This is a genomic window from Nocardioides cavernaquae, from assembly GCF_003600895.1.
Lineage (GTDB): Bacteria > Actinomycetota > Actinomycetes > Propionibacteriales > Nocardioidaceae > Nocardioides > Nocardioides cavernaquae.
The window spans coordinates 820414-841471 of the sequence record NZ_QYRP01000002.1 but is presented as its reverse complement, the minus strand read 5'-3'; the positions used below and the strand labels follow the sequence as shown (position 1 = coordinate 841471).

The window sequence follows — 21058 nt, the reverse complement described above, 5'->3', positions numbered from 1 at the left end:
CCCCGGTCTTGCCGGGGCCTGTTGCATTTCTGGACCGGACAAAAATGCGTCGAGCAGCCGCTGATCCTCATATGGATAAGGGCGGAGGGACTCCGTAGGGAATCTCTTACGAAGGAGCACCACATGCCAGCGATCGTGGTTCTGGGCGCCCAGTGGGGCGACGAGGGCAAGGGCAAGGCGACCGACCTGCTCGCCACCACCGACCCCATCGATTACGTCGTCCGCACCAGCGGCGGACACAACGCCGGCCACACCATCGTGGTCAACGGCGAGAAGTTCGCGACGCACCTGCTGCCCTCGGGCATCCTCACGCCGGGTGCGACCTCGGTCATCGCCAACGGCGTGGTCGTGTCGCCCGAGGCGCTCTTCCGCGAGCTCGACGGCCTGATCGAGCGGGGTGTGGATGTCGCGAACCTGGTCGTCTCCTCCAACGCGCACATCATCGCGTCGTACCACTCGACGATCGACAAGGTCTCCGAGCGGTTCCTCGGCAAGAACCAGATCGGCACGACGGGGCGCGGCATCGGCCCGGCGTACGCCGACAAGGTCAACCGCGTCGGCATCCGTGTCGCCGACCTCTTCGACGAGAAGATCCTGCGCGCCAAGGTCGAGGCCGCGCTCGACATGAAGAACCACGTGCTGACCAAGGTCTACAACCGCCGCGCGGTCGAGGTCGAGGCCGTGGTCGAGGAGCTGCTCGCCTACACCGAGCGGCTGCGCCCGATGGTCGTCGACACCTCGCTGCTGCTCAACCAGGCGCTCGACGCCGGCAAGACGGTGCTGTTCGAGGGCGCCCAGGCGACGATGCTCGACGTCGACCACGGCACGTACCCGTTCGTCACCTCGTCGAACCCGGTCGCCGGTGGCGTCTGCGTCGGCGCTGGTGTCGGCCCGACCCGCATCGACCGGGTCATCGGCGTCATCAAGGCCTACACGACCCGCGTCGGCTCGGGCCCGTTCCCGACCGAGCTCTTCGACGAGGACGGCGCCAACCTGCAGCGCATCGGCGGCGAGATCGGTGTCTCCACCGGCCGCACCCGTCGTTGCGGCTGGTACGACGCCGTCATCGCGCGCTACTCCGCCCGGGTCAACGGCCTGACCGAGTTCTTCCTGACCAAGCTCGACGTGCTCGATTCGTGGGAGCGCATCCCGGTCTGCGTGGCCTATGAGATCGACGGCGTGCGCCACGACGAGATGCCGATGACGCAGACCGAGTTCCACAACGCGGTGCCGATCTACGAGTACTTCGAGGGCTGGAAGACCGACATCTCCGGATGCCGCACCTTCGAGGACCTGCCGAAGAACGCCCAGGTCTACGTGAAGGCGCTCGAGGAGATCTCGGGTGCTCCGTTCTGGGGCATCGGCGTCGGCCCCGGCCGCGAGCAGACGATCGTCCCGCCCCGCGACTGACCCGCCCCTCTTTCCCGTCGACACGGCCCGACCTCGACGTCGACACGGCCCGACTTCGACGTCGACACGGCGCGACTTCGACGTCGACACGGCGCTACGTGGCCGCGCCTCGTCCAAGTTGCGACGTGTCGACCTCCAACTTGCGACGTGTCGACGTAGGGGGAGGGTCAGGCGGTGGGGGAGACGATGCCGCGGTCGAACGCGAACACGATCGCGGCGGCCCGGTCGCGCAGGCCGAGCTTGGTGAAGATCCGGCCGACATGGCTCTTCACGGTCACCTCGGAGATCACCAGCGTCTCGGCGATCTCGCCGTTGGAGAGCCCGCGCCCGATCAGCCTCAGGACATCCAGCTCGCGCGCGCTCAGGGTCGTGTCGTCGGCGCCCGCGCCGCCCGGCGTACTCGTGCGGTAGGTGGCCAGCACCCGGCCGGTGACGGCTGGGTCGAGCAGGGCCTGGCCGGTGGCGACAGCGCGTACGCCGCGGATCAGGTCCTCGGCGGGGGAGTCCTTGAGGAGGAAGCCGGCCGCGCCCGCGCGCAGGACACCCGAGAGCAGCTCGTCGTCGTCGAACGTGGTGAGCGCCAGCACGGGCGGCGCGTCAGGAGCAGAGCGCAGGCGGCGGGTGGCCTCGATGCCGTCGACGTTGCGCATGCGGAGATCCATGATCACGACATCGGGTTGGCAGGAAGCCACCGCAGCAGGCACCTCGGAGCCGTCGGAGCACTCGCCCACGACATCGAAGCCGTCCTTCTTGCGCAGGATGCGGCGCAGCCCGGACCGGACCAGCTCCTGGTCGTCGACCAGCAGCACCCGGATGTCGGCGGTCGCGGTCACTGGCGCTCCTCGACCTGAGCCGTGCGAACCAGACGATCTGCGCGAAGACTTCTTGTCAGCATGTGACGAAAAGTCTTCGCCGTGGCTGCACTGCCGCTCATGGGGTCACCGTTCCAGGAGAGGGCGCGGCGCGGAAGCCGGGCCGCAGGATCTTGGGGAGGCCGAGGCGGCACGTCTCGGCAGCGCGGGCCGGAACGGCGACCTCGACCACCCAGACCCCGTCGCGCGGCCCGGCGGCGAAGTGTCCGTCGAGGAGCGCGGCGCGCTGCTGCATGCCGGTGAGGCCGGCGCCATCGCGCGGTCCCTGGGCGGCAGGGGACGGCAGCGTGTTCCAGATCTGGAGCGCCTGCCGTGACGCATCGGCCTCCAGGACCACCACCGCGCGGGAGGCGGGCTGGTGCTTGGCGATGTTGGCCAGCGACTCCTGCGCGATCCGGTAGAGACCGAGTGCCGTCTGAGCGGGCACGTCCTCGGGGGAGCCCGAGATCTCCAGCACCACGTCGAGCCCGGCGCCACGGAACTCCTCGACCAGAGCGGTCACGTCGAGCAGGTCGGGCGCCGGTCGGGGAGCACCGCCACCCTGGCCCAGCAGCCCGACGGTGTGCCGGATCTCGGCCATCGCCTGGCGCCCGAGCCGCTCGGCGTCGAGCAGCGCTTCGGCGGCCTCGGCCACATCGACGTCCTCGTCCTCCAGCGAGCGGCGGGCCGCGGTCAGGTGCAGCAGCGTGACGCTGAGCGAGTGCGCGATGACGTCGTGGACCTCGCGGGCGATCCGCTGGCGCTCCTCCAGGACCGCCGCGGCCTGCGCGGCAACAGCCATCGACTCCTGCGCGTCGAGGCGGCGCTGCTGGTACTGCATGATGAAACCGATGTCCCAGCCGACGACGATGCCGGCGATCCAGAACGCCGACGCCTCGACGTCACCCGTCACGCCGAGGAAGCCCACCGCAGCGCAGACGAGAGCGGTGGCAACCAGGCTCTCGACGAACTTCTCGAGCGCTCCCAGATGGCCGACCAGCATCACCAGCGAGAAGATCGCGAAGTCGTAGCCGACCGGGTACTGCGCCATCAGCACCAGTGTCGGCACCGCGGCCAGGGGTGCGGTCAGCCACCACCGCAGGCGGATCGCCAACGCGTCGAAGACCCACGGGATCGACGAGATCAGCGCGAGTCCCGCGGCCGCCGCAACATCACCAGAGCCAGAGCGCTGGGCCACGCCGATGACCAGGGCGATGGCGGTGCTGCCGTACATGACCAGTGGGATCCACCAGACGAACTGGGGATAGCCGTGGCGCGCCCAGCGGGCGGACAGCTTCGAGGTCAGGGACGAGAGGGACACCACCCCAGCGTAGGTCCGCGCGCACCCCCGGGACATCCGTCCGTGGGTGGAGGATCACACCCCGGGTTCCTCCCGTGGGAGGACCAGCAGGACCCTCCCGTGGCACGCTGTGAGCAGGGCTGGCCGTGCGTAGCGTCGGGAACCACAGACGCCACCCACTCCCATCTGCGGATGGGCACCAACGAGGAGCCGGCCATGAACGCATCAGCAGCCCGACCGCAGAACGCCTGGGAGACCTACCGTCACCGCGCCGCGGTGCTGCGCGATGTCATCACCGGGCTCGAGCAGCGCCCCGAGAAGAACTCCGAGCAGAGCTCCGGGCTGCCGTGGAACGACGTGATCGCGGAGGTCTTCACCGACCGTGCCGATCTGCTGGTCGCCCTCCACGATCTCTGGTCGCGCCGGCTCGCCGCCCGGCTGGACCTGGCCCTCGAGCTGCACGACATCCCGGAGGCCAGCGTCGCCGAGGCCTACGCCGCAGTCGCCGCCGACCTCGCCCCCGTACGCCGCGTGCTCGACGCCCACGCGCACCACCCGGCCCTCGCGCGCCACCGGGCCAACGCCGACCGGATGATCGCTCTGGCGGCCGGGCTGGCCACTGTCGGCGACCCGCTCGCGGTCAGCGCCGCACGCGGTGCGGCGTTCCGTGCGCGGACCGCTCGCGTCGTCGTACCCGCTCGCCGCGACGGCTGGCTCGCGGAGCGCCTCACCACCCCGTTCACCAGCGGCCCGTTCACCCGTGCCCCTCGACTGAAGGCGAGCGCCTGACCCCATGCGTGCCCTGGCTTCCCTCTCCGTCCGGCGTGCACCCTTCGTGGTGCTGCTCTGGCTCGCGATCATCGTCGGACTCAACATCGGCGTGCCGCAGCTCGAGGCCGTCATCGCCAAGGACACGACCGCCTTCGTCCCTGAGGACGCGCCGTCCATCGCGGCGTACTCCCACATGGACCAGGCGTTCGGCACGGGCGAGACCAAGGCCGTCGTGTTCGTGGCGGGGGAGCGGGAGGGCGGCCTGACGGCTGCCGACAGGGCGTGGTTCACGGCCCTCTCCGGACGGATCGCGGCGGCCGAGGACGAGGTCACCACGACCACCGACCTGACCCGCAAGGGTGTCTGGGAGGCGCTGGTCAGCAAGGACGGCGAGGCGGTCTACCTGCAGGTCGGGCTGCCCTCCGACGTGGGCACGCCGACCGCGTCGCAGGAGATCCACGAGGTCCGGGAGGTCGTCGCCACCGACGTGCCCGCAGGCCTCTCGGTCGCGGTCACCGGGCCCGCGGCGACGATCACCGACACCCAGGACACGATCGAGCACGACATCGCCAAGATCACCGTGGTGACAGTCGTCCTGATCGCGATCATCCTGCTGCTGCTCTACCGCTCGCTCGGCGTGACGGTCCTGGTCCTCACCTTCATCGGTGCCGCGCTCGGCGCCGGCCGCGCGGTCGCGGCACTCGGTGGCGAGATGGGCTGGTTCCACGTCTCGACCTTCACCGCGTCGTTCGTGACCGCGATCGTGCTGGGTGCGGCGACCGACTACGCGATCTTCCTGCTCAGCCGGTTCCACGAGCAGCGGCGGGCCGGTGTCGAGGCGCGCGAGGCTGCGCGCGCGGCCACGGTCAAGGTCTCCTCCGTCATCGTCGGCTCCGCCCTCACCGTCGTCCTCGCCACTGCGGCGATGGGCCTGGCCGAGATCGGCATGTTCAGCACCACCGGCCCGGCCATCGCGCTCGCGGTCGCGTTCACGCTCCTGCTCTGCCTGAGCCTCCTGCCCGCGATGCTGGCCCTCATCGGCCCGCGCGGCTGGGTCGACCCGAAGCCCGCCAGGTCCGAGGCACGCTGGGCTGGTGTCGCGGCGTACGTCGTCGCGCGGCCGGCGCGCGTCCTCGCGCTCGGGCTGCTGCCGCTGATCCTGCTGGCGCTGTTCTACCCGTTCATGGACCTGGCCTATGACCAGCGCCGCGTGCAGCCGAAGGACACCGAGAGCAACGACGGCTACGCCCTGCTCGCCGACCACTACCCGGCCAACGAGGTGCTCGCCGACTACGTGCTGATCACGAGCGACCACGACCTGCGCAACTCGAAGGACATCGCTGCGATCGAGCAGGCGGCGGCCTCGGTCGCCCGGCTCCCTGGTGTCGAGTCCGTGCGGACCGTCTCCCGCCCGCTCGGTACGACGCTGGAGCAGGCCTCGCTCGGCTACCAGATGGGCGTCGCGGGTGACCGCCTCGGCAAGGCCTCCGCCGGTGTCCAGAAGGGTGTGAAGTCGGCCGAGGAGCTCTCCGCCGGTGCCTCCGAGCTGAGCACCGGCGCCGGTCAGGTCGCCGACGGCGCCACCCGCGCCGTCGACGGTGCGGACCGCCTGCTCGCCGGGGCCGACGAGCTCGCCTCGGGTGTCGCGCGACTGGCCGCCGGCGCGGATTCTGCGACAGCCGGAGCACGCCGGCTCCGTGACGGCGCGAACCAGCTTGCTGACGGCCTCGAGTCAGGACTCGACCAGGCGCAGGTCGCCGTCGACGGGCTCGGCCTCGCCTACAACGCGTTGAGGCAGAGCCTGGTGTGCGGACTCGACCCCTACTGCTCCCGTGCCCGTGACGGCATCCGCCAGATCTGGGTCGGCGAGCGCGACCAGCTGATCCCGGGCCTGCGCGACGCCGTCGCTGCCGCCCGCGCGATCGCCGATGGCAGCGCATCCCTCGAGGACGGGCTGGCACAGATGCAGGCCGGCCTCTCCAAGGCTGATGCAGGTGCCGCTCAGCTGCGTGCCGGCCAGGCGACGCTCGCCGACAAGCTCGGCGACCTGGCTTCCGGAGCGGGTCAGGTTGCTGAGGGATCGGAGAAGGTCGCCGGTGGCACCTCCCAGGTGGCCGGCCGGATCGAGGAGCTCGGCACCGGCCTGACCGATGCGTCGTCCTACCTCAACCAGACGGCGGCCGAGACCAAGGACCCCGCGCTCGGCGGCTTCTACCTCCCGCCGGCGGCGTTCCACGACGAACGGTTCGCCCTGGCGCGCGGGCTCTTCATCTCGCCCGACGGGAAGTCGGCGCGGATGATCGTGGTCGGGTCGACCGATGCCTTCGGCAAGGAGTCGATCGACCGGTCCGCGGAGCTTCTTGATGCGACGGAACTCGCCCTCGCGGGTGGTCCGCTTGCGGGCAGCACCATCGAGGCCGCGGGCATGCCTTCCTCGCTCGCCGACATCCGTGAGCTCTCGACGCGCGACTTCCGGATGGTCGCGCTGCTCTCCCTGCTCGTCGTCCTGATCATCCTGCTGGTGCTGCTGCGCAGCGTCGTCGCGGCGCTCTTCCTGCTGTCGTCGGTCGTGCTCTCGTACGCCGCGGCGATCGGCCTCGGCGTGCTGTTCTGGCAGGTCCTGCTCGACAAGCCGCTCGACTGGACCGTGCCGTCGATCGCCTTCGTGCTGCTCGTCGCGGTCGGCGCGGACTACAACATGCTGCTGATCAAGCGGATCCGTGACGAGGCGCCCAACGGCGAACCCGAGGGCGTCGCCCGGGCGCTCGCAGTCACCGGAAGCGTCATCACGGCAGCCGGCCTGATCTTCGCGGCGAGCGTGTTCGCGATGATGTCGGGCAGCGTGCTGACGCTCACCCAGATCGGCTTCACCATCGGCATGGGCCTGCTGCTCGACACGTTCATCGTCCGCACGCTGGTGGTGCCGGCGTTCGCGGCGCTGGTCGGTCCGCGGCTGTGGTGGCCGAAGATCGAAGCAGGCGCCGCGGCGCGTCAGTCCAGCCCGGCGACCTGACGGGCGGTGGCGCTGAACGCGGCCACCACCTGGTCGCCGTCGTCGAGGTAGACCCCGACCAGGGCGGCGTCGCGGAGCAGCACGAGGGCCGCCGCGAGCTGGGCAGGATCCGGGCGGCCCGCGGCAGCAGCGAGATCACGCAGCGCACCGCGGAACCACGCCCGGTGGCCGGCGACGATCTGGCGCACCGTGCTCTCCGGGTCGGCGTACTCGGCGGCGGCATTGATGAACGGACAGCCCCGGTCGTGGTAGCGCCGTGCGTCGTCCGCGATGCCGGCGATCACGAGCTCGAGGAGCTCGGTCGGTGAGCCGCCGGTTGTGGCCGCCGCCGCGAAGTAGCCGCGGATGGTCGCGTCCTCCTGCTCGAGGTACGCCGCGACGAGGGCCTCCTTGCCGGCGAAGTGGCGGTACATCGTCGCCCGGGTGACACCGGCCTCGGCGAGCACGCGATCGACGCCGACGCCCTTGATGCCCTCGCGGTAGAAGAGCCCCGAGGCGACGCGCAGGAGGCGCTGGCGCGGCTCTGAGGGGGTGGGGGACACGGGGCTGACCATAACGCGCTCCTCCTCTCTTGACCTGACGGCTTGCTTGCCCCATTCTAGAGGAAGAACGAACGTTCTATCTACTACGTCAAGGAGTGCCCGATGACCATCACGCCCCGAGAGGCAGCCGAGATCGCTGCCGCCAACGAGTCCGGCCGCCAGCCCGTCGTGCTGATCCACGGCCTGTGGCTGCTCGCCGAGTCCTGGGACGGCTGGCGCCACCTGCTCGAGGAGCAGGGCTACGCCGCGGTCGCCGTCGACTGGCCCGACGACCCGACCTCGGTCGCCGAGGCGCGGAGCAACCCCGACGTCTTCGCGGGCAAGGGAGTGGGCCAGGTCGCCGACCACATCGCCGAGGTGATCACCCGCCTCAACCGCAAGCCCGCCGTCATCGGGCACTCGTTCGGCGGACTGCTGGCGCAGATCATCGCCGGGCGCGGTCTTGCTGCAGCCACGGTGGCGATCGACCCGGCCCCGAGCCGCGGCGTGCTCCCGCTGCCGTTCACGGCGCTCAAGGCAGCCTTCCCGGTGCTCGGCAACACGGCCAACCGCAAGCGTGCGGTCACGTTGACGTTCGACGAGTTCCGCTACGGCTTCGCCAACGCGGTCAGTGAGGCGGAGGCCCGGGCGCTTTACGAGTCGTCCCACGTCGCGGCGCCCGGTCGCCCGCTCTTCCAGGCCGCGACCGCCAACATCGACCCCGGCACCGAGGCCCGCGCCGACAAGAAGAACCCCGACCGCGGCCCGCTGCTGGTGCTCAACGGCGAGAAGGACACCATCGTGCCCCGCCGGCTCGCCTACGCGGCGTACAAGAAGCAGCGGAAGAACCCCGGCGTCACCGAGTGGCTCGAGCTTCCCGGGCGCGGGCACTCGCTGGTGTTCGACAGCAGCTGGGAAGGCGTCGCCGAGGCAGCGACCGGGTTCCTCGCCGCCCAGGGCATCCGCGACTGACCGGCAAATCGGGAGAGGGCTCGCCCGCCCGTAGAATCCTGCGGCGTGAAGACCCTTGTCATCGGCACCGGCGGCCGCGAGCACGCGCTTGCGCTCGCGCTCTCCCGCGACGCATCCGTCACCGAGGTGCACGCCGCACCCGGCAACCCGGGCATCGGCGCGGTAGCGACGCTGCACTCCGTCGACCCGCTCGACGGGGCGGCCGTTGCGGCCCTGGCGCTCGAGATCGGTGCGGACCTGGTCGTCGTCGGTCCCGAGGCTCCGCTCGTCGCGGGTGTCGCCGATGCGGTGACCGAGGCCGGCATCCCGGTCTTCGGTCCCTCGCGCGACGCCGCTCAGCTCGAGGGTTCCAAGGCGTTCTCGAAGGGCGTCATGGAAGCCGCCGGTGTCCCGACCGCTCGCTCCTTCACCTGCACGACCCCTGCCGAGGTCGCGGCTGCGCTCGACGAGTTCGGCGCGCCGTACGTCGTCAAGGACGACGCGCTCGCTGCAGGCAAGGGTGTCGTCGTGACCAACGACCGCGACGAGGCGCTGGCCCACGCGGCCGGGTGCGGACGCGTCGTGGTCGAGGAGTTCCTCAAGGGACCCGAGGTGTCGGTCTTCGCGGTCTGCGACGGCGCCACGGCGTACGCGCTCCAGCCTGCGCAGGACTTCAAGCGGATCTTCGACGGCGGCCTCGGCGCCAACACGGGCGGCATGGGCTCCTACAGCCCCCTCCCGTGGGCGCCCGCCGACCTGCGCGAGACCGTCATCGAGAAGGTCGTGCAGCCGACGCTCGACGAGATGGCCCGCCGCGGCATGCCCTTCCGCGGTTGCCTGTACGTCGGCCTCGCGCTGACCGACGCCGGCCCGCGGGTGATCGAGTTCAACGTGCGGTTCGGCGACCCGGACATCCAGCCGGTGCTGGCGCTGATCGAGTCACCGGTCGGCCAGCTCCTGCTCGCGGCCGCTCGAGGTCGACTGCACGAGATCGAGGCGCCGGTCTTCCGTGACGGCGCGTCCGTGACGGTCGTCCTCGCCTCGGCGGGCTATCCCGAGTCGTCCTCCGCGGGCGATGTCATCCGCGGCACCGGCAACGCCAACGGGGTCGCCGACGTCGACGTGATCCACGCCGGCACCGCGATCATCGACGCCCCCGAGCCGGGCGATCCGGACCACCGCCACCTGGTCACCGCCGGTGGCCGCGTGCTCGCCGTGCGCGCGATCGGCTACGACGTGGCCGATGCTCGCTCGCGTGCCTACGCCGCAGCCGACCTGATCGCGTTCAACGGCATGCAGCGGCGCTCCGACATCGCTGCCGAGCCGCTCGGTGTCATCGAGGGCGCAGCAGTCCTGGAGGGCTGATCCCGCGGCGTCTGCTCAGTGCACGTAGTCGTCGTAGGTCCGCTCGCCGCGAAACGGTGCGAGGTGCTGCGCGACGATCCCCTCCGGGACCGACTCCTGCTTGAAGACGCCGTACTCCTCGGGCCAGCTGCCATCGCGCGGCAGCTTGAAGGACCCCATGAGCATGTCGATCACGGGCAGGTGGATCGCGTAGTTCCGGTCCCAGTAGTCGGTGTGCCGCGCGTGGTGCCAGTGGTGGTAGCGCGGCAGCACGATGAGGTACTCGAGCCAGCCGAAACGGACGCCGATGTTGGCGTGCGCGACGACGGCCTGGATGCCCACCAGGACCGCATAGGCATTCACCGCCGACTGTGAGAAGCCGAGGAAGAGCAGCGGCAGCAGCACGATGCTGCGCGTCATCACGGTCTCGACGAAGTGGACGCGTGAGCCGGCCAGCCAGTCGAGCTCGGGGCTGGAGTGGTGCACCGCGTGGAAGCGCCACAGCACCATGATCCGGTGGTAGCAGCGGTGCAGGGTCGCCTGCGCGGCATCCGCGACGAAGACCGCCAGCAGGAACTGCGCCAGGAACGGCAACCCGCCGATCCAGGCCTGGACGTGCGGCACCTTCGCGGTGTCCACGACGAGCGAGGTCGTGGCCGTGACGACGATCAGGATGAACTGCACGAGCACGTGGCTCATGAAGAAGTACGCCGCGTCGGTGCGCCACCCCTTGCGGAAGACCGCGACCGGACGCCGGGCGAACTGGTGCTCCAGCGGGATGAAGACGAGCGCGGAGAAGAAGAGCGCCAGGACGAACCAGTCCAGCCCCAGCGAGTACGGCGTGTGGCTGATCGGGCCGTCGAAGGGGACGTCGCTGCCCCCGAGGAGCACGGCTCCGGTCGCCGCGCAGACGCCCGTCAGGGCGACCCGCTTGTGCTGGTCCAGCAGGACCGCGACCGTGCCGGTGATGAAGGCGGCGGCGATCCCGGCCAGCAGCAGCGTCCTCGCGAACTCCTCGGTGTAGATCGCGCGGAACTCACGGCTGGTCAGCAGGTCGGGGAAGTGGAAGCAGAGCACCGCGACGAGGCTGAGGACGCCGAGGAAGCAGGAGACGGTCGCCAGGGAGATCGGCTGGCGCGGCTGCGTGGTGGGGCGACCAGCTTCGGTGGCGCTGGCAGTTGCGGTGGCGGGTAGCTCGGGCATGTGTTCAAGGATGGGCTCGGCTGACGGGTCCGCGCCGGAGCAGACCTACTCATTTCCGGCACGTTGGACACGTCGGGGAGGGGTGCTCGCAGATCGTGGGAGAATCTGGTCCCGTGACTGTGCCTAACGTCCTCGCGACCCGCTACGCCGCTGCTGACCTCCGCGACATCTGGTCGCCCGAGCACAAGATCGTGCTCGAGCGGCAGCTCTGGATCGCTGTGATGAAGGCGCAGAAGGACCTCGGCATCGAGATCCCCGACGGCGTGATCGAGGCCTACGAGGCCGTCATCGACAAGGTCGACCTCGACTCCATCGCGGCTCGCGAGCGGATCACCCGCCACGACGTGAAGGCGCGCATCGAGGAGTTCTGCGCGCTCGCCGGCCACGAGCACATCCACAAGGGCATGACCTCGCGCGACCTCACCGAGAACGTCGAGCAGCTCCAGGTGGTCCTCTCGCTCGGTCTGGTCCGTGACCGCGCCGTGGCCACCGTCGCCCGCCTCGCCCGGCTCGCCTCCGAGCACGAGGCCACCGTCATGGCCGGGCGCAGCCACAACGTCGCCGCGCAGGCCACGACTCTCGGCAAGCGCTTCGCCACTGTCGCCGACGAGATGCTCACCGGCATCCAGCGCATCGAGGAGCTGCTCGCGCGCTACCCGCTGCGCGGCATCAAGGGACCGATGGGCACGGCCCAGGACATGCTCGACCTGCTCGGTGGCTCGGCCTCCGACCTGGCCGACCTCGAGTCCCGGGTCGCGGCGCACCTCGGCTTCTCGCAGGTCTTCACCTCGGTCGGCCAGGTCTACCCGCGCTCGCTCGACTTCGACACGCTCTCCGCGCTGGTGCAGATCACCGCCGGCCCCTCCAACCTCGCCACGACGATCCGCCTCATGGCTGGCATCGAGCTCGTGACCGAGGGCTTCAAGGAGGGCCAGGTCGGCTCGTCGGCGATGCCCCACAAGATGAACACCCGCTCCTGCGAGCGGGTCAACGGCCTCGCCGTCATCACCCGCGGCTACCTCTCCATGGTCGGCGAGCTCGCCGGTGACCAGTGGAACGAGGGCGACGTCTCCTGCTCCGTCGTCCGCCGCGTGGCGCTGCCTGACGCGTTCTTCGCCGTCGACGGCCTGTTCCAGACGTTCCTGACCGTCCTCGACGAGTTCGGCGCGTTCCCGGCCGTCATCCAGCGCGAGCTGGACCGCTACCTGCCGTTCCTCACCACCACCAAGGTGCTGATGTCGGCCGTTCGCAACGGCGTCGGGCGCGAGACCGCCCACGAGGTGATCAAGGAAGCCGCCGTCGGCACCGCGCTCGCGATGCGCGCCGGCCAGGTCGAGAACGACGTCTTCGCCAAGCTCGCCGCCTCGCCGGAGCTGGGCCTGACCCGCGCCCAGATCGACGAGCTGGTCGCCAACCCGATCGAGTTCACCGGTGCGGCTGTCGACCAGGTCCGCTCGGTCGTCGCCCGGGTCGAGGAGCTGGCCAAGCGCTTCCCCGACGCCGCGGCGTACTCGCCCGGCGCGATCCTCTGATCCACCCCTCGTGCCTGCGTGTAACGCGCAGTTCGCGACTCTTCTGCCGTCCTCAAGGGCGGCGGTAGTGCACTGAACTGCGCGTTACACGTGGGCGGGGGAGCTTCGCGCCAGCAAACCTGACATCACGCGTTGTCACTCGTGCGAGACTGCAGGAATGGACGGCTACTTCGCACCGGACTCGATGGTGGTGCGCGCGATGGGGACCCGCGCGGTCGCGCTGACCTACGGGCAGCGGGCGCTGGTCACCGGGGCGCTCCACCCGCGGCTCTTCGTCGGCACCGCACAGCACACGACACACCGGCAGACGCCGTACACGCGGCTCGGGCTCACGGCCCGACTGTTCGAAGCGGTCTTCCTTGGCGACAAGGAGGAGGCCGACCGCGCGCTGAGCTTTGCCGCCAAGCGCCACGAGCCGGTGCACGGCCGGATGCAGGTCGACGGCGGTCCCGCCCATCCACAGGGCGCGCCCTACTCCGCGGCGGATCCGGGCCTGATGTGGTGGACGGCCGCGTTCACGCTCGACTCGGTCGAGCACATGCACGACCTCCTCGTACGCCGCCTGCGGGACCGCGAGCGCGAGGAGCTGTTCGAGGGATTCGTCCTCTGGGCGGAGCTGTTCGGCATGCCGCGCGACGCCGCCCCGGCGTCGTACGAGGAGTTCCGGAGCGCGTTCGACAGCTGGCTCGCCTCCGAGGAGCCGTGGCCCGTGGACGAGGCGCGCCTGGTCGCGCGGCACATCGCGGGCATGTCGGGCTACAACCTGCCGGCGCACGCGATCTCGTCGCCGGCGCTCGCGACGGTGGTCCAGGGCTCGCTCGCGCCGCGGGTCCGCGACCTGCTCGACATCCCCTGGGGCCGCCACGACGAGCTGCGGTTGCAGGGCATCGCGCGGGCCAGCCGGCTCGCGCACAGCCGGGTCTCCCTGCTCGCGCGGACCCCGCTCATGCGCGGGCGCAGCGAGGAGTTCTACAAGGTCGTCGCCCATGGCGAGCGGGAGCTCGTACGCCGCGGCGGCGTCAGCATGCCCGGCGTCTCGGACGTCCTCTGACTGCTCGGGCCAGGCGCTCGGGACTGACGTTGCGCTGAGAGATCAGGCGGGCTTCACGTCCAGGACGACCTCGAACTCGAGCAGGTCGGCACCGGAGGAGACCGGACGCTTGGGTGCCTCGCCCGGAGGGGTCGCGTGGGCCGCCTTGGCGGAGCCGTCGCGCCAGGCGGCGAACGCCTCCTCGGTCTCCCACTGCGTCACCACGAAGTAGCGCTCGTCGCCCGCGACGGGGCGGAGCAGCTGGAAGCCGAGGAAACCGGGGGAGTTCTCGACCGTCCCGGCGCGTGCGGCGAAGCGTGCTTCGAGCTCGGTGCCGGAGCCGGCAGGGACATGGATGGCGTTGATCTTCACGACGGACATGCCGCCAGCCTAGGACCCGCCCGAAGATAGGCTGGCGCCCATGCTGAACATCCCGCAGGCACCGGCGATCCCCGGCACGACGCACCTCCACTCGGGCAAGGTCCGTGACCTCTACCGGATCGACGAGGGCGAGTTCGCAGGCCAGCTGCTCATGGTCGCCAGCGACCGGATCTCGGCCTACGACTACGTGCTGGAGAGCACCATCCCTGACAAGGGCGAGATCCTCACGCGCATGAGCCTGTGGTGGTTCGACACCCTCGGGGTGACCCACCACGTGCTGTCCACCGATGTCCCGGAGGCGGTCAAGGGCCGCGCCGTCATCGTGCAGGACCTCGAGATGTTCCCGGTCGAGTGCGTCGCCCGCGGCTACCTCACCGGTTCGGGCCTGAGCGACTACCGCGCCACCGGCGAGGTCTGCGGCATCGCGCTGCCCGACGGCCTCGAGGACGGCTCGCGCCTGCCCGAGCCGATCTTCACCCCGGCCACCAAGGCGGCCGTCGGCGACCACGACGAGAACGTCTCGTACGACGCCGTCGTCGGCGAGATCGGCGAGAAGGCTGCCGCCGCGCTGAAGTACCAGACCCTGCTGGTCTACGGGAAGGCCGAGGCCATCGCGCGCGAGCGCGGCATCATCCTGGCCGACACCAAGTTCGAGTTCGGCAAGCTCAAGGACAACACCCTCGTGCTCGCCGACGAGGTGCTCACCCCCGACTCCAGCCGGTTCTGGCCGGCCGACTCGTGGAAGCCGGGGCAGGCCCAGCCGTCCTACGACAAGCAGATCGTGCGCGACTGGCTCACCTCGCCGGCCTCCGGCTGGGACAAGAGCTCCGGCGAGCAGCCGCCGGCCCTGCCGGACGAGGTCATCGCGCACACCCGGGCCAAGTACATCGAGGCCTACGAGAAGCTCACTGGTCTGACGTTCTGATGCCACGCCAGGGGATCGCTGTCGAGTTCGCGGTCCCGTGCGCCGTTGCCCGGGCCTACCTGAGCGATCCGCGCAACCGTCCGGCGTGGCAGTCGTCCCTGCGTGCCGTCGCCGACGTCGTGCCCGGCCGGGACGGCGAAGCGGGCGGCGTGGAGGCGACGTGGACCGATGTCACGGTCGTTCCCGGCATCCGGCCCCGCATGCGCACCGAGTACGACGACGCGCAGCGCTGGATCGAGTCCGGAGCCTTCGGGCCGTTCCGCGCGACCCTCGAGCTGGCCTTCGAGCCGGCCGCGCACGGCTGCGTCGTCACGGCACGCTTCCGGGTGCTGGGGCTCGGCCTCGGGCGGCTGATCACGGTCGCCTCGATCCCGGCGATCCGCGCCGACCTGCGCCGCGCGGCCGCCATCCTCGCGCGGTGACCAGGAGGTCCTGCACAAGGCCTACCCTGCGATTTTGTGCCCGGGCACATCCCTTCGTGTGACCTCCGTCGCTAGGTTGGGCGGCATGCTGAATCTGTCGTCCCTCCTCGAGGACTCCGCCCGCAAGTACCCCACCCGTGACGCCCTGGTCCTCGGCCCGACCCGGCTCACCTACGCCCAGGTCAACGGCGCTGCCAACCAGGTCGCGAACCTGCTGGTCGAGCGCGGCATCAAGCCGGGCGACAAGGTTGCCCTGAGCTGCCCCAACCTGCCCTACTTCCCGATCGTCTACTACGGCATCCTCAAGGCCGGCGCGGTCGTGGTCCCGCTCAACGTGCTGCTCAAGTCGCGCGAGATCGCATTCCACCTCGAGGAGGCGGACGTCAAGGCGTTCTTCTGCTTCCAGGGCACCCCGGACCTCCCGATGGGCGAGGAGGGGTTCAAGGCGTTCCAGTCGGTCGCGGACGTCGAGCACTTCTTCCTGATCACCGCCGACCCGGCTGCCGAGAGCCCGATCGAGGGTGCCGAGACCATGGGCCGCGCGCTCGCGGGCAAGAGCCCCGTCTTCGACGCGGTGGTCACCGAGGCCACCGACACCGCGATCATCCTGTTCACGTCGGGCACGACCGGCAAGCCCAAGGGTGCCGAGCTGAGCCACGCCAACACGATGATGAACGTCGTCACGAGCAACCGCCTGTTCCAGAGCAAGCCGGGCACCGACAGCCACCTGCTCTGCCTCCCGCTCTTCCACACCTTCGGTGCGACGGTGCAGATGCACGCGGGCTTCTCGATGGCTGCCACGCTCTACCTGGTGCCGCGCTTCGATGCCGAGCAGGTCGTCGGGCTGATGCAGTCCGAGGACATCACCTTCTTCGCGGGTGTCCCGACCATGTGGTGGGGCCTGCTCCAGGCGCTCACGCCCGAGGTCGATGTCGACCGCATCGCCAAGAACCTGCGCATCGGTGTCTCGGGTGGTGCCGCGCTCCCGGTCGAGATCATCAGCCAGGTCAAGGAGCGTCTGCACGTCACGGTCCTCGAGGGCTACGGCCTGTCCGAGACGTCGCCGGTGGCCACGTTCTCCGACCCCGACATGGAGCCGCGCCCCGGCTCGATCGGCGTGCCGATCTGGGGTGTCGAGGTCAAGCTGATCAACGACGACTGGTCCGAGGTCACGGAGATCGGTGAGGTGGGCGAGATCGCGATCAAGGGCCACAACATCATGAAGGGCTACTACGGCCGCCCCGAGGCGACCGCAGAGGTCATCAAGAACGGGTGGTTCCGGTCGGGCGACCTGGCCCGCAAGGACGAGGACGGTTTCTACTACATCGTCGACCGCTCCAAGGACATGATCATCCGCGGCGGCTTCAACGTGTACCCGCGCGAGATCGAAGAGGTGCTGCTGACGCACCCGGCGATCAGCCTGTCCGCCGTCATCGGCGTACCCCACGACAGCCACGGCGAAGAGATCAAGGCGTTCGTGATCCTCAAGCCCGGCGTCGAGGCAACCGCCGAGGAGATCGTGGCGTGGGGCAAGGAGCAGATGGCCGGCTACAAGTACCCCCGCCTGGTCGAGATCGTGCCCGCGCTCCCGATGACCGCGACCGGCAAGATCCTCAAGCGCGAACTCCGCTGATGGGTCGTGCCATCCCGATCGTCGTCGGCGCCCTCATGGCGGCCGCCGGCCTGCTCTTCACCCTCCAGGGGCTGGGCTACGTCGGCGGCAGCTCGATGTCGGGGGAGTCGTTCTGGGCGATGGCCGGACCACTCATCGCGGGTCTGGGAGTGGCGCTGATCATCGTCGGCGTGCGCCCTTCCGACCGCCGCTGAGACGCGAGTACGACGCCACGGGTGGCGCTCCGTAGACTGGGGCCGCATCGCCCCACCTCTTCAAGGAGCGCCACCGTGGCCCGTGTCGTCGTCGACGTCATGCTCAAGCCGGAAATCCTCGACCCGCAGGGCAAGGCCGTTGCGGGTGCCCTGCCCCGCCTGGGCTTCACCAACGTGGTGGGAGTCCGCCAGGGCAAGCGGTTCGAGATCGAGGTCGACGAGGTCACCGACGCGGTGCTCGCCGAGGTCGAGAAGATGGCCGAGACCCTGCTCGCCAACACCGTCATCGAGGACTTCGTGGTCCGCGTGGAGGACCCCTCCGGAGCGACCGCGTGAAGATCGGCGTCGTCACCTTCCCGGGCACGCTCGACGACGTCGACGCGTCCCGCGCGGTCACCATCGGTGGCAACGAGGCTGTCGCGCTGTGGCACGGCGACCACGATCTCAAGGGCGTCGACGCTGTCGTCCTCCCGGGTGGGTTCTCGTTCGGTGACTACCTCCGCTGTGGCGCCATCTCCCGCTTCTCCCCGGTCATGACCGAGGTGATCGAGGCGGCGAAGAAGGGCATGCCCGTCCTGGGCATCTGCAACGGCTTCCAGATCCTCTGCGAGTCCCACCTGCTGCCGGGTGCGCTGATCCGCAACGACCACCGCAAGTTCGTCTGCAAGGACCAGGTCCTCCGGATCGAGAACAACTCGACGCCGTGGACCTCGTCCTACGACAAGAACGCGGAGATCACCGTGGTCCTCAAGAACGGTGAGGGCTCCTACGTCGCCGACGAGGCCACGCTGGACCTGCTCGAGGGTGAGGGGCGGGTCGTGGCCCGCTACCTCGGCGGCAACCCCAACGGCTCCCTGCGCGACATCGCCGGCATCACCAACGAGCGCGGCAACGTGGTCGGCCTGATGCCGCACCCGGAGCACGCGGTCGAGGACCTCTGCGGCCCCGGCACCGACGGCCTGGGCTTCTTCACGAGCCTCGCCGCCACCGTCTTCGCATGAGCGTCACCGAGGAGACCGCGACCGGCACGAGCCTGTCGCCGCTCAGCGTCTTCCGCCTGGCCGCTGTCATGGAGGCGTGCACGTGGGCCGGCCTGCTGGTCGGCATGTTCCTCAAGCGCGTGACCCACACGACCGACCTCGGCGTGCAGGTCTTCGGGCCGATCCACGGCGTTGCCTTCCTCGCGTTCTGCCTCGTGACGCTGGTCGTGGCCATCGACCAGGGCTGGAGCAAGGGCCGGACCCTGGTTGGTCTGGCGAGCTCGATCCCGCCGTTCGCGACGATCTGGTTCGACCGGAGCGCCGAGAAGCGTGGGCTCCTCGACGACCACTGGCACAGCTCCGAGACCAGCCCGACCGCTCGGCAGCGCGCTGTCTGCTGGCTGCTGGGTCACCACCGCCAGGCGCTGGTCCTCTTCGTCATCGCGCTTGCCGTGCTGACGATCGTCGCGCTGCTCGTGGGTCCGCCTGCCGGCTGAGTGACCCGCGGCGCGCCGTACCCGCCACTCGACCTGCGGCTAGGCTGCGGCGGTGGAGTTCGAGTCCCAATTGTCCGATGTCCTGGACGGCCTGGTTGTCGGGCGCGGGCACGAGCTGGCCTGCGAGCTCGCGAGGCAGGTCGGCTCCCCGGCGAGCTCGTTGCTCGCGGTGACGCACTTCTGGGTGGGAGACTTCGACTGCGCTGTCGAAGCCGCTGAACGCGCGCTGGCCGAAGCGGACACCCCCGCCGAACGGCGGCTGGCCCTGGCCGCGCTGGCGATCTCCTCGTCCGGATCCGCTCCCCTCACAGGCGACGTCGTGGCCCGGGCGGTTGAAGCGCTGGACCCGACGGGCCCGCGCGGTCGCGTCGATGCGTTCGTCGGATACCTGGTGGCAGAGGCGGCCTTGACCCACGCGCGGCTCGCGGAGGCGTCAGCTGTCAGTGGCTGGGCGGCACGTGCGGCGGAGCTGTGGGCGCCCCACCCCTACGCGGCGATGATGGCCGGGGCGGTGGTGCGCATCGCGCTGTTCGAGGGACGGGTCGCCGATGCCGAGCGTGCCCTGGTGACGCTTCGAGCGACCGTGACATCGCCACGCACCGTGCTCCTCGCGGACGCGATCGAGAGCCTGGTGCGAGGCAACGCCGCGGATGTCGAGGGGACCGAACGCCTGCTTGCCTCGATCGCAGAGGCCGACGTCAACCTTGTCGACCACCTCGGACGCGGCATCCTCCTGCTGGGCGCCTTCGGTGCGATCGCGCTCGGAGACACCGTCCGATCGGCCGACGCAGTGCTGGCTGCGGGCCGTGATGCCGGGCTCACGCGCTTCACGGTCATCGACCGGGCCCTGGGGCTGGAGCTCCTCGTCGCGGGCAGCATCGCTGCTGGCGACGGAGATGCGGCACACGCGTGGGGCGCCCAGGCGGACATGCTGGCCGCTCACCCGATCGCGGCGCCGACGGTGGATCGCCTCAATGCGCGACTGGCCATGCTTGATGGTGACTCCGCACGGGCGGCAGCCCTCGCCGAGCGCTCGGCCGCCGTGTGCCGGGCGCAGGCCCGCGGCGTCGAGGCCGCCGAGAGCGAGGTGGTCCTTGGTCAGGCGCGACTTGCCAGCAGTGATGTCGCCGGGGCGGCCCGCACGCTTCGCGAGCTCGTCGCCGAGAGCGACCGCCTCGGCCACAAGGCCGTACGCCGCTCGGTCGGGCAGAAGCTCGGTCGCGCTGGCCGCCGCCTGCCGCCGGTGGTGGGGGAGGGCTGGGCCAGCCTGTCGGTGCGAGAGGCCGAGATTGCCCACCTCATCCTCGCTGGCCACGAGACGGTTCCGATTGCGCGCGCCCTGATGATCTCCCCGCAGACGGTGCGGGTCCACACATCCCGGATCCTTGCTGCCTTTGGCGTCGGCACGAGGGTGCAGCTCGTCGCCCGGTTCGTCGCCGAGCACGGCGCGCGTCCGCCCGAGCCGATCCCTGATGTCGAGCTGACGCCGCGGCAACGCGAAGTCGTGGCCAGGGCGGCTGCCGGCGAGAACAACTCAGCCATCGGTGAGCTCCTGGGGGTCACCGTCAAGACCGTCGAGAAGCACCTGGCCGATGCCTCGGCCAGGCTGGGCGCCACGAGCCGCCTGGACCTGATCCTGCGCTGGCGCGGCCTGTCAGAACAGCTTCGCGGCGGCGAGCTCGAGCAGCGACGTACTGATCCGGGTGATCTCCTCGCTGGGCAGGCCCCGGGCCTGGATGACGTTCGTCAGCACGATGACCTTGCCGTTGGTGGCACCGCCGGAGCCCTGCAGGTTGTCACCGCCGAACATGGTCCCGATTCCGATGAATGAGTGGTCGCCCGGGCTGTCGCCGTCGGTGATGACCGGCTCGTCCATCGGGCCCGTCGCGCCACCACGGGCAGCGTCGTAGTCGCTCTCCGCAGCCACGACCAGCGCGTTGATCGTGACGGTCACATCGCGAGGGTCCTCCTGCGAGTACTCGCAGCCGCCGCCCGGCTGCTCCTCGAGGGTCCCGGGAGCGCCAACCACGGCCTCGAAGTCAGCAGCGGTGAACACGGAGCAGATCTCATCCGGGATCGACGCCGATCCGGTGTCACCCG

The 21058-nt window shown here is 70.3% G+C and carries 20 protein-coding genes; 15 read left to right on the top strand and 5 right to left on the bottom strand.

The window, feature by feature from the left end; all coding sequences use genetic code 11:
- Positions 1-123 precede the first annotated feature (123 nt).
- On the top strand, positions 124-1410 hold the full coding sequence (locus D4739_RS04190) for an adenylosuccinate synthase (protein ID WP_120059398.1): 1287 nt from the start codon (positions 124-126) through the stop codon (positions 1408-1410).
- 167 nt (positions 1411-1577) lie between these two features.
- Here the strand turns inward: D4739_RS04190 and D4739_RS04185 are convergent, their stop codons facing one another.
- Positions 1578-2243, bottom strand: a complete 666-nt coding sequence (locus D4739_RS04185) for a response regulator (protein ID WP_120059397.1) — start codon at positions 2241-2243, stop codon at positions 1578-1580.
- A 97-nt stretch (positions 2244-2340) separates the two neighbouring features.
- Complete coding sequence (locus D4739_RS04180) at positions 2341-3582, bottom strand: sensor histidine kinase (protein WP_182920312.1); 1242 nt, start codon at positions 3580-3582, stop codon at positions 2341-2343.
- Positions 3583-3777: 195 nt separating this feature from the next.
- Here D4739_RS04180 and D4739_RS04175 point away from each other — a divergent pair, with 195 nt between their 5' ends.
- A complete protein-coding gene (locus D4739_RS04175) occupies positions 3778-4350 on the top strand; it encodes a hypothetical protein (RefSeq protein WP_147384794.1) in 573 nt (190 codons plus the stop codon).
- A gap of 4 nt (positions 4351-4354) precedes the next feature.
- Positions 4355-7345, top strand: a complete 2991-nt coding sequence (locus tag D4739_RS04170; RefSeq protein ID WP_120059394.1) for an efflux RND transporter permease subunit — start codon at positions 4355-4357, stop codon at positions 7343-7345.
- Here the strand turns inward: D4739_RS04170 and D4739_RS04165 are convergent.
- The gene (locus D4739_RS04165) at positions 7324-7887 is read right to left on the bottom strand and encodes a TetR/AcrR family transcriptional regulator (protein ID WP_220699226.1); all 564 of its coding nucleotides are present in this window, start codon (positions 7885-7887) and stop codon (positions 7324-7326) included. The genes D4739_RS04170 and D4739_RS04165 overlap by 22 nt on opposite strands.
- Before the next feature lie 102 nt (positions 7888-7989).
- Here D4739_RS04165 and D4739_RS04160 point away from each other — a divergent pair, with 102 nt between their 5' ends.
- Both D4739_RS04160 and purD read left to right on the top strand, forming a co-directional pair.
- Entirely contained in the window at positions 7990-8838 is an 849-nt protein-coding gene (locus D4739_RS04160; RefSeq protein WP_120059392.1) for an alpha/beta hydrolase, read from the top strand.
- A 45-nt stretch (positions 8839-8883) separates the two neighbouring features.
- Complete coding sequence (purD, locus tag D4739_RS04155) at positions 8884-10182, top strand: phosphoribosylamine--glycine ligase (RefSeq protein WP_120059391.1); 1299 nt, start codon at positions 8884-8886, stop codon at positions 10180-10182.
- Positions 10183-10197: 15 nt separating this feature from the next.
- Here the strand turns inward: purD and D4739_RS04150 are convergent, their stop codons facing one another.
- Positions 10198-11364, bottom strand: a complete 1167-nt coding sequence (locus D4739_RS04150; protein WP_120059390.1) for a sterol desaturase family protein — start codon at positions 11362-11364, stop codon at positions 10198-10200.
- A gap of 113 nt (positions 11365-11477) precedes the next feature.
- Here D4739_RS04150 and purB point away from each other — a divergent pair, with 113 nt between their 5' ends.
- Positions 11478-12896 carry an adenylosuccinate lyase gene (gene purB / locus D4739_RS04145; protein WP_120059389.1) on the top strand — a complete coding sequence of 473 codons (1419 nt, stop codon included), beginning with the start codon at positions 11478-11480 and terminating at the stop codon, positions 12894-12896.
- Positions 12897-13053: 157 nt separating this feature from the next.
- The gene (locus D4739_RS04140; protein ID WP_120059388.1) at positions 13054-13947 is read left to right on the top strand and encodes an oxygenase MpaB family protein; all 894 of its coding nucleotides are present in this window, start codon (positions 13054-13056) and stop codon (positions 13945-13947) included.
- Between the two features lie 42 nt (positions 13948-13989).
- On the opposite strand, the gene D4739_RS04135 is transcribed toward D4739_RS04140, so the two are convergent.
- Positions 13990-14307, bottom strand: a complete 318-nt coding sequence (locus tag D4739_RS04135; protein WP_120059387.1) for an antibiotic biosynthesis monooxygenase family protein — start codon at positions 14305-14307, stop codon at positions 13990-13992.
- Positions 14308-14347: 40 nt separating this feature from the next.
- Here D4739_RS04135 and D4739_RS04130 point away from each other — a divergent pair, with 40 nt between their 5' ends.
- The 8 genes from D4739_RS04130 (at position 14348) to D4739_RS04095 (ending at position 20789) form a co-directional block, all read left to right on the top strand.
- Entirely contained in the window at positions 14348-15232 is an 885-nt protein-coding gene (locus D4739_RS04130) for a phosphoribosylaminoimidazolesuccinocarboxamide synthase (protein ID WP_120059386.1), read from the top strand.
- Complete coding sequence (locus tag D4739_RS04125) at positions 15232-15654, top strand: SRPBCC family protein (protein WP_120059385.1); 423 nt, start codon at positions 15232-15234, stop codon at positions 15652-15654. Before D4739_RS04130 ends, D4739_RS04125 begins: the two co-directional genes overlap by 1 nt.
- 85 nt (positions 15655-15739) lie before the next feature.
- Entirely contained in the window at positions 15740-17287 is a 1548-nt protein-coding gene (locus D4739_RS04120) for a long-chain-fatty-acid--CoA ligase (protein WP_120059384.1), read from the top strand.
- A complete protein-coding gene (locus D4739_RS04115) occupies positions 17287-17481 on the top strand; it encodes a hypothetical protein (RefSeq protein WP_120059383.1) in 195 nt (64 codons plus the stop codon). The genes D4739_RS04120 and D4739_RS04115 overlap by 1 nt, the downstream gene beginning before the upstream one ends.
- A 75-nt stretch (positions 17482-17556) precedes the next feature.
- A complete protein-coding gene (gene purS / locus D4739_RS04110; RefSeq protein ID WP_120059382.1) occupies positions 17557-17817 on the top strand; it encodes a phosphoribosylformylglycinamidine synthase subunit PurS in 261 nt (86 codons plus the stop codon).
- Positions 17814-18482, top strand: coding sequence for a phosphoribosylformylglycinamidine synthase subunit PurQ (gene purQ / locus D4739_RS04105; protein WP_120059381.1), 669 nt, complete (start codon positions 17814-17816; stop codon positions 18480-18482). Before purS ends, purQ begins: the two co-directional genes overlap by 4 nt.
- Positions 18479-18958: a DUF3817 domain-containing protein gene (locus D4739_RS04100; RefSeq protein WP_238473516.1), complete on the top strand. Its 480-nt coding sequence runs from the start codon at positions 18479-18481 to the stop codon at positions 18956-18958. Before purQ ends, D4739_RS04100 begins: the two co-directional genes overlap by 4 nt.
- 52 nt (positions 18959-19010) lie before the next feature.
- Positions 19011-20789, top strand: coding sequence for a helix-turn-helix domain-containing protein (locus tag D4739_RS04095; RefSeq protein ID WP_147384793.1), 1779 nt, complete (start codon positions 19011-19013; stop codon positions 20787-20789).
- The last annotated feature ends 269 nt before the right edge of the window (positions 20790-21058 follow it).

What these genes read in the sequence shown, in the direction of transcription:
- D4739_RS04190 (WP_120059398.1), top strand. Translation starts at nt 124, where the DNA reads ATGCCAGCGATCGTGGTTCTGGGCGCCCAGTGGGGCGACGAGGGCAAG.
- D4739_RS04175 (WP_147384794.1), top strand. Translation starts at nt 3,778, where the DNA reads ATGAACGCATCAGCAGCCCGACCGCAGAACGCCTGGGAGACCTACCGT.
- D4739_RS04170 (WP_120059394.1), top strand. Translation starts at nt 4,355, where the DNA reads ATGCGTGCCCTGGCTTCCCTCTCCGTCCGGCGTGCACCCTTCGTGGTG.
- D4739_RS04160 (WP_120059392.1), top strand. Translation starts at nt 7,990, where the DNA reads ATGACCATCACGCCCCGAGAGGCAGCCGAGATCGCTGCCGCCAACGAG.
- D4739_RS04150 (WP_120059390.1), bottom strand. Translation starts at nt 11,364, where the DNA reads ATGCCCGAGCTACCCGCCACCGCAACTGCCAGCGCCACCGAAGCTGGT.
- D4739_RS04140 (WP_120059388.1), top strand. Translation starts at nt 13,054, where the DNA reads ATGGACGGCTACTTCGCACCGGACTCGATGGTGGTGCGCGCGATGGGG.
- D4739_RS04135 (WP_120059387.1), bottom strand. Translation starts at nt 14,307, where the DNA reads ATGTCCGTCGTGAAGATCAACGCCATCCATGTCCCTGCCGGCTCCGGC.
- D4739_RS04130 (WP_120059386.1), top strand. Translation starts at nt 14,348, where the DNA reads ATGCTGAACATCCCGCAGGCACCGGCGATCCCCGGCACGACGCACCTC.
- D4739_RS04125 (WP_120059385.1), top strand. Translation starts at nt 15,232, where the DNA reads ATGCCACGCCAGGGGATCGCTGTCGAGTTCGCGGTCCCGTGCGCCGTT.
- D4739_RS04120 (WP_120059384.1), top strand. Translation starts at nt 15,740, where the DNA reads ATGCTGAATCTGTCGTCCCTCCTCGAGGACTCCGCCCGCAAGTACCCC.
- D4739_RS04115 (WP_120059383.1), top strand. Translation starts at nt 17,287, where the DNA reads ATGGGTCGTGCCATCCCGATCGTCGTCGGCGCCCTCATGGCGGCCGCC.
- D4739_RS04100 (WP_238473516.1), top strand. Translation starts at nt 18,479, where the DNA reads ATGAGCGTCACCGAGGAGACCGCGACCGGCACGAGCCTGTCGCCGCTC.